Below are 15137 nucleotides of genomic sequence, written 5' to 3' on the forward strand. Positions count from 1 at the left end.
GCCGTCGAGCCGCTAGGCCTACCCCAGGCGGCGCAAGAGCCTGGCGGGCCCCCGCCGCTCTAGAGATGCGCTGCCCTGGCATCGACCATGCCGTCGATCAGGTTCAGACCCATCAGGCGCTCCGTCGTCGGCTCGAACCGAACCGGCACCAGCGCGGACGGCAAGGAGTCCCGCCAATCCGCCAGCGCCCGGGCGGCCGCCAGGGCCTCGTCGCGTCCCACGGCGCGAAACCGGAGCACGGCGCCGGGCTGCATCCCCGCGAAACGGTCGAGATCGGCACTGATCACGGTGGCGATCTTCGGATAGCCACCGGTGGTCTGCCGGTCGCGCATCAGAACGATGGGCTGCCCGCTGCCGGGCACCTGGACATGGCCCGTGACGATCCCGTCCGACACGATGTTGAAGCCCCTGGCGTGCTCGATCGCCGGGCCGGCGAGCTGATAGCCCATCCGGTCGGCCAGCGGACTGATCGTGAATTCTTCCTCCAGGAAGGTGCGCAGGCCCTCGGGCGTAAAGTAATCGTCCTGCGGCCCGAGCATCACCCGGATCGGCCCGGATTCCGACGGTATCTCGCCCGGGTAATGAAGCGGCTCGCCGCCGGGATCCCCCCGCAGGGGCAGGCGGTCGCCGGCCCTCAAGGGCGCGCCGTTCAACCCGCCGAGCTTCGAGCGCGGATGGAGGGAGCGGCTGCCGAGCTGGGGCGGGAGATCGAAGCCGTCCGCCACCGCCAGATAGGCGAACGCCCCGCCCCGCGTGTGGCTGACCCCTGCGACCTGTCCGTCCCGCAAGAGCACGGCGGTGTTCGGCGGTACGGGAACACCGTCGACGGCGAGGGAGGACGCGCCCGCCACCGCGATGCGGGCGTCTCCCCCGATGGCCGCGAAGGCTCCGCCCAGGTTCATGAACTCGATGGCGGCAACGTCCAGGGCGTTGCCCACGAGAGCGTTGGCGAGCGCCAGCGCCCGGCCGTCCATGGCCCCGGACGGCGACACGCCCACGTTCTGATAGCCGTAGCGCCCCCGGTCCTGGAGGCTCGTCATCGGACCGCACTCCCGCACCAGGAGGCCGCTCATGGATGCACCTGCTCGGCGACGGGTTGGCCTGCCTGCGCGGCGCGCTCGAAATCGTCCCAACGGGAGGGATCGACCGGCTCGAACACCACCTCGTCCCCGGCCGCCAGCAGGAAAGCGGGCTCACGACCCGGATCGTAGCTGCGCACCGGCGTCCTGCCCAGGAGATGCCAGCCGCTCGGGCCCTCGATGGAGCTGATCGCCGTCTGGGCGCCGCCGATGGCGACGGACCCCGCCGGAATCCTGGCGCGCGGCTGGGTCCGGCGCGGGGTCGCAAGCGCCGGATCGAGCCCTCCCAGATAGGCGAAGCCGGGCAGGAAGCCGATCATGTAGATCCTGTAGACCGCTCCGGCATGCCGCTCGATCACCTCGGCGGCGGTCAGCCCGTGCGCGCCCGCCAGATCGTCGAGGTCTTCTCCGAAGGCGCCGCCATACACCACCGGCACCCTCCAGCGGCGTCCCGTGGATTCCAGCGGCGCGACGGACCGCGCCTGCTCCTCGAGGAAGGCCGTCAGGGCGTCGTGATCCGTCGCCAGAGGGTCGAAGTGGACAAGGAGCGAGCGGTAGGTCGGAACCGTCTCGACCACTCCCTTCGGCGCGGCCCGGCGCAGGGCCTCGTCCAAGGCCAGGACCCTGGCATTGAGACCTGGATCGATGGCGTCGCCGAACTCGACCGAGACGGCGGCGTCGCCACAGGGAAGGATTCGAGGAGGGAGCACGGGAAGCCTGTCGGCGGTGCGGGACCGCGTGAGCTGAGAGGGTTGCGACGTGCCCTGCCGATAGGCCAAGTCCCCCGCCCTGTCACCCCTCCGTGACCGCAGGAACGCCATGGCTCACCTTCCTTTCGGGAACGCATCCTCTATCTCCATCCCTGGGCGGTCGGGGCCGGCGAGCAGGAGAACCAGGATGCAGCGCGACGACGAAACCGACATCCAGCCCTACGAGGGTCCGGCAGGCGGCTGGGGCTCGGCGAAGTCCCTTGGCAACATTCTCCAGCAGGAGGAGGTGCCGGTCAAAGGCTCGCGGGTGCTCTGGGCCCAGAACAAGCCGGACGGCTTCATGTGCGTGAGCTGCGCCTGGGCGAAACCCGCCGACCACCACCCCTTCGAGTTTTGCGAGAACGGCGCCAAAGCCACCGCCTGGGAGATCACCGACAAGCGCTGCACGCCGGACTTCTTCCGCGAGCACACGCTGTCCGATCTGCGCGGCTGGAGCGACTTCGCCCTCGAGGAGCAGGGCCGTCTCACCGAGCCGATGAGGTACGACGCCCAGACCGACACCTACCGGCCCGTCTCCTGGGCGGAGGCCTTTGCCGAGATCGGGCGCGAGCTCCAGGCCGTGCGCGCGGCCGATCCGAAGAAGGCCGTGTTCTACGCCTCCGGGCGAGCCTCCCTGGAGGCGAGCTACATGTACGGGCTGTTAGCGCGGCTCTACGGCAACAACAACCTGCCCGACAGCTCGAACATGTGCCACGAGACCACCTCCGTGGCGCTCCCGGAATCCATCGGGGCCCCCGTCGGCACCGTGCTGCTCGACGATTTCGAGAAGACCGACCTCCTGTTCTTCTTCGGCCAGAACGTGGGCTCGAACAGCCCCCGCATGCTGCACGACCTGCAGCAGGCAAGGCGGCGCGGCGCCAACATCATCACGTTCAATCCCCTGCGGGAGCGAGGTCTCGAGCGCTTCACCAATCCGCAATCGCCAGCCGAGATGGCCGCCGGCATCGAGACGAAGATCAGCACGCAATACCACCAGGTGAAGGCGGCCGGCGACATCGCGGCCATCATGGGAATCTGCAAGACGATCTTCGCCCTCGACGACGACGCGAAGGCGGCGGGGAAGCCGCGCGTTCTGGACGTCGAGTTCCTCGAGGCGCATGCCCACGGCCTCGACGCCTTCGAGGCGGCCGCGCGCGCCGCCGATTGGCACGAAATCGAGAAGGCCTCCGGCTTGCGTCGGGCCGAGATCGAGGCGGCCGGGCGGGTCTATGCGCGATCCGAGGCGGTCATCGGGGTCTACGGCATGGGGCTCACCCAGCACCAGCTCGGCGTGCAGACCGTGCAGATGCTCGTGAACCTGCTGCTCCTGCGCGGCAATATCGGCAAGCCCGGCGCCGGGATCTGCCCCGTGCGCGGCCATTCCAACGTGCAGGGCCAGCGGACCGTGGGCATCACCGAAAAACCCGCGCTGGTGCCCAACGAGAAGCTGAAGGAACTCTACGGCTTCGAGCCGCCGCAGGAGAATGGCCTCAACACCGTCGAGGCCTGCGAGGCGATCCTCAAGGGAGAGGTTCTGGCCTTCGTGGGCCTCGGCGGCAATTTCGTGCGCGCCATCCCCGAGACGCGGCTGATGGAGGAGGCCTGGGGCCGGATGCGCCTCACCGTGCAGGTGGCCACGAAGCTCAACCGGAGCCATCTGGTGCATGGCGAGATCGCCTACCTGCTGCCCTGTCTCGGACGGATCGAGTACGACCGGCAGGCGACGGGCGAGCAGGCCGTGTCCATGGAGGACAGCACCACCTGCATCCACGGCTCCTGGGGCCAGGTCGAGCCCGCGAGCACCCATCTCCTGTCGGAGCCCCGGATCGTGGCCGAACTCGCCAAGGCGACCCTGCCGCCGAACCCGAGGATCGACTGGGACGCGTGGGTGGGCGACTATGCCCGCATCCGCGATGCCATCGAGGCGACCTATCCGGATCAGTTCAAGGACTTCAACAAGCGCCTGTTCAAGCCCGGCGGCTTCCCCCGGCCCGTCGCGGCACGCTACCGGACCTGGAAGACCGAGACCGGCAAGGCGAATTTCAAGGTGCCGGAGGCCCTGACGGCGGACGGCATCGATATCTACGACAAGAAGCCGGAGGCCCTGCGCCTCATCACGCTGCGCAGCAACGACCAGTTCAACACCACGGTCTACGGCTACGACGACCGGTTCCGCGGGATTCGCGGCACCCGCGACGTGGTTCTGATGAACACCGCGGACATGCAGCGCTTCGGCCTCGCGGAAGGCGACATCGTCCGGCTCGAGACCGCCGTCGACGACGGGGTGGAGCGCCAGGTGGGCGGCCTGCGCGTGACCGCCTACAATGTGCCCGAAGGGTGTTGCGGCGGCTACTACCCGGAGCTCAACGTGCTGATTCCGCTCTGGCACTATGCGCGGGAGAGCAAGGTCCCGGCCGCCAAGAGCGTCCCGGTGCTCGTCCGGCGCGCGGATTCTCACACCGAAGCCGCCGAGTGACACTCCGACGTGCCGGGCCAAGCGCCCTGCGCGTCCCATCGCGGCGAATTTCATATACGTTATAAAGGCTTATTGTCATTTCGACGTCGGCCGAGGCTGAACGAATTCCTTCCATCGGGCGTTGTCGTGTCGCTGCGTCCGAGCCCCTCGGACCCGAGACAGAGCCATCACCGCATGCTCAGGTTTGCCGCCAGGATCGCCATCGCGGTCGCCTGCTTCTACGTCATCGCCCGCCTGATCCAGCACACCCTGGTTCTGCGTCTGGAGGAGCATCCGGGGCTCGAGGGGCATGTGGAGCAGCTTGGCTCGGCGCTCCTGGCTGGCGTCGCCCTCGGGGTCGGGGTGCCGATCACGGCCGGGCGATGGTTCGTTCCCGCTCTCCTGGCGGTGGGCGGTGTCCTCCTGGCCCTGCACACCTTCGTTTTCTCGGCTCAGGCGGAAATCGCCCACATCGCCATGAACTGGATCGGGGCGGCGGCAGGGCTCCTCATCATGCGGGGGCTGTATCGAAGCTGGACCGCCATGTACGAGCGCCATCTCGTCCCGTGGGGCGGGGCGCACTCTGCGCCCGGCGAGCCGCCTGCCGACGAAGAGGACGAGGATTACCATTTTCCACAGCCGCGCCGGCCCGGACGCTAGCGGCGGATCCGCCTGCCCTGTAACCCTCCGGGAAACCCGTGGAGGCCGGCATGAACGACTGGAGCGCGAACCTCTATCTCAAGTTCGAGGATGAACGGACCCGTCCGGCCGTCGAGCTCCTGGCGCGCGTTCCCCTTGCCGGGGCCTCGCGCGTCACCGATCTCGGCTGCGGACCCGGCAACAGCACCGAACTTCTGTCGAGACGGTTTCCCGACGCCCTGGTCACGGGCATCGACACCTCCCCCGACATGCTGGACAAGGCCAGGGTCCGGGTGCCGGGCGCCCGGTTCGAGCAGGCGGATATCGGCGCCTGGCAGCCGGACGCGCCCCAAGACCTGATCTTTGCCAACGCGGCCCTGCAATGGGTGCCCGATCACCGGACCCTTCTGCCCCGGCTCGCATCCTTCCTGTCCAAGGGCGGCTGCCTTGCCGTGCAGGTCCCGAACAACCTGTCCGAGGCCTCCCACGCGCTCATGCGGGACGTGGCCCGGTCGGGACCCTGGTCGCGGAAGCTTCAGGGGGCGGCCGTCGAGCGCGTAGCCGTCGCGTCGCTGGAGGAGATCTATGCCTGGCTGATCGAGGCAGGCTGCACGGTGGACATCTGGCGCACCATCTACGTTCATCCCCTGGACGGACCGGATGCCATCGTCGAATGGCTCAAGAGCACCGGTCTCAAGCCTTTCATCGATCCGCTCGACGAGGAGGAGCGCCGGGACTTCCTCGCCCGTTACCGCGACGCGATCGCAGGGGCTTATCCGCTGCAGTCGGACGGCAAGGTGCTGCTGCGCTTTCCCCGCCTCTCCTTCGTGGCCAGGAAGGCCTGAATCCAGGCCCCCGTCCGGTCGGGTTGATCTTTGGGCACCGGGGGCGTACGGAGCCTTCGTCGGCAACGGACTTCATGGGCCGGCATCCCGGATCCTCAAAGGTTCTTCGCCCGATGTCGCGCATGGGGAGAGGCTGGTCGGCCTTCCAGTTCGTCGATTTTCGTCTCTACAGCGTGTCGCGTTTCCTGGCGGGCCTCGCCCTTCAGATGCACAACGTGGCGGTCGGCTGGTTCGTCTACGACATCACCCAGAGCGCCTGGGCCCTGGGGCTCGTGGGCCTCGTGGCGTTCCTGCCCGCCATCACCTTCGCGCTGATCACGGGGCACGTGGCCGACCACTTCGACCGCCGCAGCATCATCGCCGCAAGCCATGTGCTGACGGCGCTCGCCTCCGCCGGCCTCTTCACCTGCGCCTACCTTCGCATCGAGGTGATCTGGCCCATCTACGTCTTCGTCGCCCTCATCGGCACGGCGCGGGCCTTCGGTAACCCGGCAAGCCAAGCCCTTGTGCCGAACCTCGTGCCCCGCGAGCATTTCGGCAACGCCATCGCGCTCAACTCGTCCATCAACCAGACCGCGACCATCTCGGGACCGGCGCTGGGCGGCTTCCTCTATGTTCTCGGCCCCACCGTCGTGTTCGCCTGTTCGGCGGCGGCGTTCGCGGTCGCGGCGATCCTCGTCTCCTTCATCAGCCACAGGCGCGCCGACACGGCGCGCCAGAAGATCAGCTGGGAAACTCTCAGCGCGGGGCTCACCTTCATCCGCTCCCGTCCCGTCATCTTCGGAGCGATCAGCCTGGATCTCGTGGCCGTGCTCCTCGGCGGCGCGGTGGCCCTGCTGCCGATCTTCGCCCAGGACGTGCTCGGCGTGGGCCCCTGGGCACTGGGATTGCTGCGCAGCATGCCCGCCGCCGGGGCCCTGTGCATGAGCTTCTATCTCGCCCACAACTCCCTGCCGCGGAAAGCGGGACGCCGAATGCTCGTCGCCGTCGCGGTCTTCGGGCTGGCCACCATCGCGTTTGGGCTGTCCAAAAGTCTTCCCCTGTCCTTGTTCTGCCTTTTCGTGCTGGGCGCCGCCGACATGGTGAGCGTGTTCGTGCGCCAGACCCTGGTGCAGAGCGACACCCCCGACGAGATGCGCGGGCGCGTGGCGGCCGTGAACACGATCTTCATCGGGGCCTCCAACGAATTGGGAGAGTTCGAGTCCGGCGCCCTGGCGGCCCTCATCGGAGCCGTCCCGGCCGTGGTCGCGGGCGGGTTCGCGACGCTGCTCGTGGCGGGCATCTGGAGCAAGCTCTTCCCGGCGCTGCGGGATCGCGATCAACTCGTGATCCAGCCTGACGGCAAAGCCTAGAGCAGCGGGCTCAGCATCCGGCCCAGATTCTCCACGATACGGATCGCGAAGGGACGCCGGCGCCACTCCTCGAAGGTCAGCGACTCGCTGTCCCTCAGGTAGCCTTCCTGGATCGTCACGAGCCTCGCGGCAGAGGCCTCGTCGTAGACGAGCAGGCTGATCTCGGAATTGAGAACGAACGAGCGGATGTCGAAGTTGCTCGACCCGACGAGCCCGATCCGGCCGTCGACGCTCATGTTCTTGGCATGAAGGAGCTTGTTCTTGAACAGGTGGATCCGGACGCCCGCCCGCAGCAGCTCCGCGTAATAGGAACGCTGCGCCAAGCGCACGAGGGTCTGGTCGGCGATCTTCGACACGACGAGATGAACCTCGACCCCGCGCAGAACGGCGATCTTCATGGCGTTCAGCAAGGCGCCGTCGGGGACGAAATAGGGCGTCACCACGATGATGCGCTCGCGCGCATTGTGCACCAGCGCCACGACGAGGTGCTCGATGCCGGTGCCGACGTAGTCCGGGCCGCTGGGGAGAATCTGAAGGACCGCGTTCCCCTCCCGGTCGACCTCCCGTTCGAAATCGTCCGTCGACAGGGCCTGCGTCGTCTCGAGGAACCAATCCGCCAGAAAGGTCGCCTGCAACTGCTGCACGATGGGCCCCTGCAGGCGCACCATGAGTTCCTGGTTCACGATGCCGGGCTTGAAATCGCGGTCGACGATGTTCTGTGAGCCCACATAGCCGTAGCGGCCGTCGATGATGGCGATCTTGCGGTGATTGCGCAGGTCCGCGCGGATGCGGTGCCCGGGCCGGAACCGCACGGGCAGCATCCGGTGAACCGACACGCCCGCCGCCTCCAGGCCGGCCAGCGTTGCCTTGGCCCATGGCCGCGACCCCTGGGCGTCGATGAGAACGCGGGTATCGAGTCCTCGCGCAACGGCCCGGGCCAGCGCATCCGTGACCTTCCGCCCGGCCTCGTCGGACGCGAAGATGTAGAACAGGAGATGCACCTCCCGCTCCGCCGCATCGATGTCGGCCACGAGACGGTCGATGACCGTGTCGTAGTCGGGCAGATATTCGAGGCTATTGCCATCGACGACCGGGAAATGGCCGAGATTTCGGCTCAGGAGAGCCACGGGCTGGAGATGGTCCGGGAGCGGCGCCACGGCCTGAGCGCGGGGCTCGGCCGCCTTGCCCATGATGCCCGGGAACACCTTCGCGAGTTGCCCGAAGCGTTCGTGCCGCCAGCGCGGATAGTCCGGCCGGCCGATCATAAGATACAGGATGAGCGCCGGCCATGGCAGGAACAGGACGAGCAAAAGCCAGCCCCTCGCCGCATCCGGAGAGCGCCGGAACGGGATCACCACGACCATGACGATGCGGATCACCCATTCGGACAGGAAATAGACGAGACCCCAGCTCAGAGCTTCCATGGTTCGAGACCGACCGAGACGGGCGGCTCAGGCCGCCGTCCAGCCGCCATCCATGGATAGGTTCGCGCCCGTGATCTGGCTCGCGGCGTCGGAGCAGAGATAGACCGCGAGAGACGCCACCTGATCGACGGTGACGAACTCCTTCGTGGGCTGCGCTTGGAGCAGAACGTCGTTCATCACCTGCTCCTTGGTCATGTTGCGGGCCTTCATGGTGTCGGGAATCTGCCGCTCGACGAGGGGCGTCCACACATAGCCGGGGCTGATGCAGTTAACGGTGACCCCGAAAGTGGCGAGTTCGAGCGCCGCCGTCTTGGTCAATCCGGCGATGCCGTGCTTGGCCGCCACATAGGCCGACTTGAAGGGCGAGGCCACGAGGGAATGCGCCGAGGCCGTGTTGATGATGCGACCCCACTTTTTCGCCTTCATGCCCGGAATCGCCGCATGCATGGCGAAGAAGGCGGAGGACAGGTTGATGGCGATGATCTGGTCCCACTTTTCGCGCGGGAAATCCTCGATGGGGGAGACGAACTGGATGCCTGCATTGTTCACGAGCACGTCCACCGATCCGAAGGTCTTCACGGCCTCCTCGACCATGCCCTCGATCTCGTCGGGCTTCGACATGTCGGCGGGAGAATAGACCGCCTTGACGCCGAATTCCTTCTCGATGCCGGAGCGCTCGGCCTCGATGGCGCTCCCCTCGCCGAACCCGTTGATGACGACGTTCGCGCCTTCCCGCGCCATCGCCCGCGCGATCGCGAGGCCGATGCCGCTGGTGGAGCCGGTGACGACGGCGGTCTTGGATTTCAAGGTCATGGAATGCTCCGGGGGCAATCGTTTGGGGGATAATGTCAGGCGAGATAATCGTGTAGCACGCGACCGTATGGCAAGGTGAAATCCACCACCTGATGGCGCCCGCCCACAATGCGCTTAACGGGCAAATCCGCCACCCGGCAATTGACGTGCGGGATGAGGTGCAGCCGCGCCGGGCCGTCCCAGGCGCCGTGAACGTGGATGTTCTCGAGATTGTAGCCCACGAGCTGGGCGACCTTGGGTGAGCCGTCCACATCCGGGAGAAGCTTCAGGTTGACGTTGAGCTTGCCCAAGCCCTTCGCGACCTCGGCCGGGTCGAGGGTCACGTGCTTGTAGGCCATGGTCCCCATGGCCACGCGCTCCTCGTCGTAATGGAGCGTCCCGGTGAGCGTATCTTTCATGACCTTGAGGCGCGGGACCCCGTACTTCTTGGGGAAACCCCAGATCTCTCGCCCGGCTGTGATCGGCGGCTCGTCGTCGAGGTACATCTGGACGGAGAAGTTGCAGGGCTCACCCTGGTAGGTCGCGAAGATGCCGCTCCCGCTTTCCTCGTAGTCGCCGAAACCAGTGCTGTCGGGCATCTTCATCCACTCGTAGAAGGCCAGGTTGCCCGGCGCGGGCTCCAGGGGCTCGGGCAATGCCGCCCGGATGGCGTCCGCGTCCGTCTCGTAGGTGACGATCAGGTATTCGCGCCGAACGAACCGGTAGGGCCCGCGGGGATAGCTCGGGCTGAAGGCGGGCATGGATGCGGATTTCAAAATCGCGTCGCGGTTCAAGTCGGACCTCCGGGAGCCTGACGGCTCGGCTCGTGTTGCTGAAGACGATGTCAACGTTCGGTCGCGCGGCTGAAATCGAACGTCGCCACGCCGCTTTCAGGGAAGTTCTGTACGAGCCACTCGCGGTGCTGGAGGGTTCGCTGCATGTCGTCCCGGCCGGCCGCCCAGTGTTCCTGCATCGTGGCGCGGGAGAACTCATAGTCTTTCGAGTGTCCCTCATAGGCCTTGTGACGGTAGATCAGCTGGACCACCGTCACCGAGCTCTCCTGGCTGGCGCAGCGCAGGAGATCCAGTTCGTCCTCCGAAACGAGGCCCGCGGGCAGCGCGTCGATGAGCTTGCGCAAGGCCACCTTCGCGGCGTGCATCCTGAGGCTGTCGTCCGTGTTGAGGCGCGTGCGGCTCGAATACCGGATGTCTTTCTCCCGCGAGGCCGCCTCCGACAGGTTGCGCGGCATCGGCCCGCGCGACGGAAAAAGGTCCACCTGGAGGATCACGAGATCGCGGGTCTTCTCCTCGTCGATCACGTATTGCAGGGGCGTGTTGGAAACCAGGCCGCCATCCCAGTAGAACTCGCCGTCGATCTCGATGGGCGGGAACCCCGGCGGCAGCGCGCCCGACGCCATGATGTGCTCCGGACCGATGCGGTGATGATGGTTGTCGAAATTGATGAAATTGCCCGTCCTGACGTTGACGGCCCCCACGCTGAGCCGGGTCTCGCGGGCGTTGATGCGCTCGAAATCCACGAGCCGCTCCAGGGTCTCGCGTAAGGGGGCCGTATCGTAGAAGCTCAGCGCCTCGACGCTGCCCGGGGGGTGGAAGAAGGGCGGCGGGAAGCGCGGCATGAAGAAGCCCGGAACGCCGTAAGCCGCGATCGCCGTCGCGCTGATGTCGTTGAAGAACGAGCGGATTCCCTCCGGCGGCACCAGGGGGCTCGGCAGGACCGTGGACGAGGCCAGGGCCCAGAACTCCCGCAGGCGGTCCACCCGGCGTCCAGGCTCGTTGCCGGCGATGATGGCTGCGTTGATGGCCCCGATGGAAATGCCGGCCACCCATTGCGGGCAAAGCTCCGCCTCCTCGAGAACCTCGAAGATCCCGGCCTGATAGGATCCGAGCGCCCCGCCGCCCTGAAGGACGAGAACCCGGTCCCGACCGGCCTCCGTCGTGCGGGACCGCGACCCGGAAGCATTCTTCCCGGACGCCTCGGTCCCAGCGGCCCTGGTCCCAGAGGGCTCGTTTCCAGAGGCCCGGGCTTGGGGGGCCCTGCGGTCGCGGCTCTCCATCTCCATTCCGACATCTCCTTCCGGGGGCGGGTCGCCTATCTTGCGTCGAAGCCTCCCGATAGGAAAGCCTCCTAGGACGATGATCCCGTGATGAGAACTGCCCGAAAATCATTCACGTTGGTGAGTGTCGGGCCTGTGACGATGCTGTCTCCGAGGGCCTCGAAGAAGCCGTGGCCATCGTTGCGGGAGAGGCTTTCCTTGATGGCGATCCCTTTCTCCCAGGCCCGCGCGACCGTGTCCGGCGCGACGAGGGCTCCGGCTGTCTCCTCGAGACCGTCGACGCCGTCCGTGTCTCCCGCCACGGCATAAATGCCAGGTTCGCCGTCGAGGGCGTCGGCCAGGGCCAGGAGAAATTCCACGTTCCGCCCGCCCCTTCCGCCTCCCCGGACGGTCACGGTGGTCTCGCCGCCGGAGAGGAGGACGCACGGGGGCGTGAAGGGCTGGCCGCGCCGTGCCACCTGACGGGCGATGCCCGCCATCACGGCGCCGACGTCCCTGGCCTCTCCTTCGATGGAATCCCCTAGGATATGGGCCGCGATACCGTGCCCCGCCGCGACCGCTGCGGCCGCCTCCAGGGCCTTTTGGGGGGTGGCGATCATGCGCAGGTCGGGTTCGGGCAGGCGCGGGTCGCCCGGCTTCACGGTTTCGCCCCGCCCGGTTTCGAGTGCCGCCAGCACGTCGGGCGGCGCGTCGATACCGTAGCGCCGAAGGATCGCGAGGGCGTCGGCGCAGGTGGTCGGGTCGGGCACCGTAGGGCCTGACGCGATGTCCACCGGATCGTCGCCCGGCACGTCCGAGATCAGCAGGGTGACCACACGGGCCGGATGGCAGGCTGCTCCCAGGCGCCCGCCCTTGATGGCCGACAGGTGACGCCGCACGCAGTTCATCTCGCCGATCTTGGCGCCGGATTTCAGAAGCGCACGGTTGACCGCCTGTTTGTCGGCCAGGGTCAGGCCATCCAGGGGAAGCGGCATCAGGGCCGAACCACCCCCTGAAATTAGGCAGATGACGAGGTCGTCGGCGCTCAGACCCCGGACCATGGCCAGGATGCGCCGGGCGGCCTCCAGGCCGGCCTCGTCCGGCACCGGATGGCTTGCCTCGACGACCTCGATGCGCCGGGTGGGAACGGCATGGCCGTAGCGCGTGACGACGAGACCCGCGAGATCGCCCGGCCAGCGCTCCTCCAAGGCCCGCGCCATGGCCGCCGCGGCCTTTCCAGCCCCCACGACGACCGTGCGGCCCCTTGGAGGCTCCGGCAGCGCTCCCGCCACCCCCAGCGCCGGGTTCGCGGACGCGATGGCCGCCTCGAACAGCGATTTCAGGAGGTCCCTTGGGGCGGTCATCGAACTCTCGCAGGGTTTCGGGCCAGCGTCGGGAGGATCAGCCAGGCCAGCTCAACGCGCCGATTTATACGCTCAAACCGCCCGGCATGCCTACCAGGGGCGCGGCGACGGACTCTGAGGAGCTTGGCGTTGGGCCGCCGGAATCGGGCCGTCTGAGAGGCTTGAAACGAGGGAGGCTTGCCTTTTAGATCATTCTCCCAAGTATCCCCTGCGTCAGCGGTTGCCTCCTCGTCATTCTTTGAATCGGCGACTTTCCGCGTGACTTTATCTTAGATCGGGAAACCAGCATGTTCATTTGCACAGGCTATGCCGCCCAGGAGGCCACCACGCCTCTGGCTCCTTTCAGCTTCGAGCGCCGCGATCCCGGCCCGCGGGACGTTCAGATCGAAATCCAGTATTGCGGCGTCTGCCACTCCGACCTGCATACCGCCCGCAACGAATGGCAGAATACCTTGTTCCCCTGCGTTCCGGGCCACGAGATCGTCGGCCGCGTCACGAAGGTTGGCAACGAGGTGAGCAAGTTCAAGGAAGGCGATCTGGCGGGCGTCGGCTGCATGGTAGAGTCCTGCCGGACATGCGCGAATTGCCGCGAAGGTCTGGAGCAGTTTTGCGACCGCGGCTTCGTCGGCACCTATAATGGGCCGGACAAGGATACGGGCCACACCTTCGGAGGCTATTCGAGCCACATCGTCGTGGACCAGGATTTCGTGCTCCGAATCCCGGAGAACCTCGATCTCGCGGCGGTCGCGCCGCTGCTCTGTGCGGGCATCACCACGTACTCGCCTCTGCGGCACTGGAAGGTGGGCCCGGGCCAGAAGGTGGGCGTCGTCGGTCTCGGCGGGCTCGGTCACATGGGCGTCAAGCTCGCCCACGCCATGGGGGCCCGTGTCGTGCTGTTCACCACGTCGCCCAACAAGGTCGAGGACGCCAAGCAGCTCGGCGCGGACGAGGTCGTGATTTCGAAGAATCCGGACGAGATGGCGAAGCACGTGGAGAGCTTCGACTTCATCCTCGATACGGTCGCGGGCGACCACGACATCAACGCCTATCTCAATCTGCTCAAGCGCGACGGAACGATGACCCAGGTCGGCGCGCCCGAGAAGCCTCTGGCGGTGTCGGCCTTCAGCGTCATCTGGAAGCGTCGCAACTTCTCCGGCTCGCTCATCGGCGGAATCGCCGAAACCCAGGAGATGCTGGATTTCTGCGCCCAGCATGGGATCACGTCGGAGATCGAACTGATCCCGATCCAGAAGATCAACGAAGCCTACGAGCGCATGTTGCGCAGCGATGTGAAGTACCGCTTCGTCATCGACATGGCGTCCTTGAAGGATGCCGCCTGATCCGGCCGTGAACGGTCCCGGGGCATCCCTGGACCGTCGCCCGGATAAGGGATAGACAGGCCCTCCCCGGTCCCTTGCGCCGGGGAGGGCCAACGAGGAGATGCCGCCATGCTGACCGCTTCCGCCGCGGGTGTTTACGTGATCTGCCCGACCCCCTTCGAAGCGGATGGACGGGTCGACGTCGCCTCGACGGATCGGATGGTGGAAGCTTTCCTCAAGGCCGGTGCCACAGGCCTGACCATCCTCGGCATCATGGGCGAAGCCCCCAAGCTGACCGGGGAGGAATCCTTCGCCTTCGCGCAGCAGGTCATCCGCACGGTGGCCGGGCGGGTTCCGGTGATCGTGGGCGTGTCGGCCGCCGGATTCGCGGCCATGTCGGGCCTCGCGCGACGCGTGATGGACGCAGGCGCGTCCGGCGTCATGATCGCGCCGCCCTCCTCTCTCAAGACCGACGACCAGATCGTCACCTACTATGCCGACGCCGTCGAGGCGATCGGCGCCGACATTCCCTTCGTGATCCAGGACTACCCGCTCACCACCAGCGTGGTGATGACCCCGAAGGTCATCATGCGCATCATCGATTCTCATGCGTCCTGCGTGATGCTCAAGCACGAGGACTGGCCGGGTCTCGACAAGATCACGACCCTTCGACGCGCGAGCGATGCGGGGCAGACCCGTCGCGTTTCGATCCTCTGCGGCAATGGCGGCCTCTTCCTTCCCTTCGAGATGGAGCGCGGCGCGGACGGCGCCATGACGGGCTATGCCTACCCGGAGATGCTGGCCGGCGTCGTCAACCTGTCCCGGCAGGGGCGGCGCGAGGAGGCTCATGACCTCTTCGACCGGCACCTGCCTTTGGTCCGCTACGAGACCCAGCCGGGTGTGGGGCTTGCCGTGCGCAAATACGTGCTCATGCGGCGGGGCATCATCGGCTCCGACACGCTGCGCAAGCCCGGCCCGAAGCTGACGCTCGAGACCGTCGCCGACGTGGATTGGATGATGGCCCGGATCGAACGGGGAGCCCGCGCCGACAAGGCCGCATGAGGGC

13 protein-coding genes are annotated in these 15137 nt (G+C 67.0%); 6 read left to right on the plus strand and 7 right to left on the minus strand.

What is annotated here, in order from left to right; all coding sequences use genetic code 11:
* Positions 1-59 precede the first annotated feature (59 nt).
* Together ILT42_RS00520 and pxpB are read right to left on the minus strand one after the other, a co-directional pair.
* Entirely contained in the window at positions 60-1073 is a 1014-nt protein-coding gene (locus tag ILT42_RS00520; RefSeq protein ID WP_204213352.1) for a 5-oxoprolinase subunit C family protein, read from the minus strand.
* Entirely contained in the window at positions 1070-1900 is an 831-nt protein-coding gene (gene pxpB / locus ILT42_RS00525; RefSeq protein ID WP_204213353.1) for a 5-oxoprolinase subunit PxpB, read from the minus strand. Before pxpB ends, ILT42_RS00520 begins: the two co-directional genes overlap by 4 nt.
* A gap of 76 nt (positions 1901-1976) precedes the next feature.
* Between pxpB and ILT42_RS00530 the strand changes: the two genes are divergently transcribed.
* The 4 genes from ILT42_RS00530 (at position 1977) to ILT42_RS00545 (ending at position 7119) form a co-directional block, all read left to right on the plus strand.
* Positions 1977-4304 carry an FdhF/YdeP family oxidoreductase gene (locus ILT42_RS00530; RefSeq protein ID WP_204213354.1) on the plus strand — a complete coding sequence of 776 codons (2328 nt, stop codon included), beginning with the start codon at positions 1977-1979 and terminating at the stop codon, positions 4302-4304.
* A 174-nt stretch (positions 4305-4478) separates the two neighbouring features.
* On the plus strand, positions 4479-4943 hold the full coding sequence (locus tag ILT42_RS00535) for a hypothetical protein (protein WP_204213355.1): 465 nt from the start codon (positions 4479-4481) through the stop codon (positions 4941-4943).
* 50 nt (positions 4944-4993) lie between these two features.
* A complete protein-coding gene (gene tam / locus ILT42_RS00540) occupies positions 4994-5767 on the plus strand; it encodes a trans-aconitate 2-methyltransferase (protein WP_204213356.1) in 774 nt (257 codons plus the stop codon).
* 113 nt (positions 5768-5880) lie between these two features.
* The gene (locus tag ILT42_RS00545) at positions 5881-7119 is read left to right on the plus strand and encodes an MFS transporter (protein WP_204213357.1); all 1239 of its coding nucleotides are present in this window, start codon (positions 5881-5883) and stop codon (positions 7117-7119) included.
* On the opposite strand, the gene cls is transcribed toward ILT42_RS00545, so the two are convergent.
* The 5 genes from cls to ILT42_RS00570 all read right to left on the minus strand — a co-directional run bounded on the left by cls (position 7116) and on the right by ILT42_RS00570 (position 12752).
* Entirely contained in the window at positions 7116-8543 is a 1428-nt protein-coding gene (gene cls, locus ILT42_RS00550; RefSeq protein ID WP_204213358.1) for a cardiolipin synthase, read from the minus strand. The genes ILT42_RS00545 and cls overlap by 4 nt on opposite strands.
* Before the next feature lie 27 nt (positions 8544-8570).
* The gene (locus tag ILT42_RS00555; RefSeq protein ID WP_204213359.1) at positions 8571-9356 is read right to left on the minus strand and encodes a 3-hydroxybutyrate dehydrogenase; all 786 of its coding nucleotides are present in this window, start codon (positions 9354-9356) and stop codon (positions 8571-8573) included.
* Between the two features lie 35 nt (positions 9357-9391).
* Entirely contained in the window at positions 9392-10129 is a 738-nt protein-coding gene (locus tag ILT42_RS00560) for an acetoacetate decarboxylase (RefSeq protein ID WP_204213360.1), read from the minus strand.
* Between the two features lie 50 nt (positions 10130-10179).
* Positions 10180-11415 carry a patatin-like phospholipase family protein gene (locus ILT42_RS00565; RefSeq protein WP_204213361.1) on the minus strand — a complete coding sequence of 412 codons (1236 nt, stop codon included), beginning with the start codon at positions 11413-11415 and terminating at the stop codon, positions 10180-10182.
* A gap of 65 nt (positions 11416-11480) precedes the next feature.
* Positions 11481-12752, minus strand: a complete 1272-nt coding sequence (locus ILT42_RS00570) for a glycerate kinase type-2 family protein (protein WP_204213362.1) — start codon at positions 12750-12752, stop codon at positions 11481-11483.
* A 287-nt stretch (positions 12753-13039) separates the two neighbouring features.
* Between ILT42_RS00570 and ILT42_RS00575 the strand changes: the two genes are divergently transcribed.
* Both ILT42_RS00575 and ILT42_RS00580 read left to right on the plus strand, forming a co-directional pair.
* Positions 13040-14092: an NAD(P)-dependent alcohol dehydrogenase gene (locus ILT42_RS00575; protein ID WP_204213363.1), complete on the plus strand. Its 1053-nt coding sequence runs from the start codon at positions 13040-13042 to the stop codon at positions 14090-14092.
* 108 nt (positions 14093-14200) lie between these two features.
* Entirely contained in the window at positions 14201-15133 is a 933-nt protein-coding gene (locus ILT42_RS00580) for a dihydrodipicolinate synthase family protein (RefSeq protein ID WP_204213364.1), read from the plus strand.
* Positions 15134-15137 lie beyond the last annotated feature (4 nt).

It is taken from the genome of Microvirga pudoricolor, from assembly GCF_016892705.1.
GTDB lineage: Bacteria > Pseudomonadota > Alphaproteobacteria > Rhizobiales > Beijerinckiaceae > Microvirga > Microvirga pudoricolor.

Excerpts from the sequence above, each read along its gene's own strand:
- ILT42_RS00580 (WP_204213364.1), top strand. The coding sequence starts at position 14,201 with ATGCTGACCGCTTCCGCCGCGGGTGTTTACGTGATCTGCCCGACCCCC.
- ILT42_RS00530 (WP_204213354.1), top strand. The coding sequence starts at position 1,977 with ATGCAGCGCGACGACGAAACCGACATCCAGCCCTACGAGGGTCCGGCA.
- ILT42_RS00575 (WP_204213363.1), top strand. The coding sequence starts at position 13,040 with ATGTTCATTTGCACAGGCTATGCCGCCCAGGAGGCCACCACGCCTCTG.
- ILT42_RS00555 (WP_204213359.1), bottom strand. The coding sequence starts at position 9,356 with ATGACCTTGAAATCCAAGACCGCCGTCGTCACCGGCTCCACCAGCGGC.
- ILT42_RS00570 (WP_204213362.1), bottom strand. The coding sequence starts at position 12,752 with ATGACCGCCCCAAGGGACCTCCTGAAATCGCTGTTCGAGGCGGCCATC.
- ILT42_RS00545 (WP_204213357.1), top strand. The coding sequence starts at position 5,881 with ATGTCGCGCATGGGGAGAGGCTGGTCGGCCTTCCAGTTCGTCGATTTT.
- ILT42_RS00520 (WP_204213352.1), bottom strand. The coding sequence starts at position 1,073 with ATGAGCGGCCTCCTGGTGCGGGAGTGCGGTCCGATGACGAGCCTCCAG.
- tam (WP_204213356.1), top strand. The coding sequence starts at position 4,994 with ATGAACGACTGGAGCGCGAACCTCTATCTCAAGTTCGAGGATGAACGG.
- cls (WP_204213358.1), bottom strand. The coding sequence starts at position 8,543 with ATGGAAGCTCTGAGCTGGGGTCTCGTCTATTTCCTGTCCGAATGGGTG.
- ILT42_RS00565 (WP_204213361.1), bottom strand. The coding sequence starts at position 11,415 with ATGGAGATGGAGAGCCGCGACCGCAGGGCCCCCCAAGCCCGGGCCTCT.
- pxpB (WP_204213353.1), bottom strand. The coding sequence starts at position 1,900 with ATGGCGTTCCTGCGGTCACGGAGGGGTGACAGGGCGGGGGACTTGGCC.
- ILT42_RS00535 (WP_204213355.1), top strand. The coding sequence starts at position 4,479 with ATGCTCAGGTTTGCCGCCAGGATCGCCATCGCGGTCGCCTGCTTCTAC.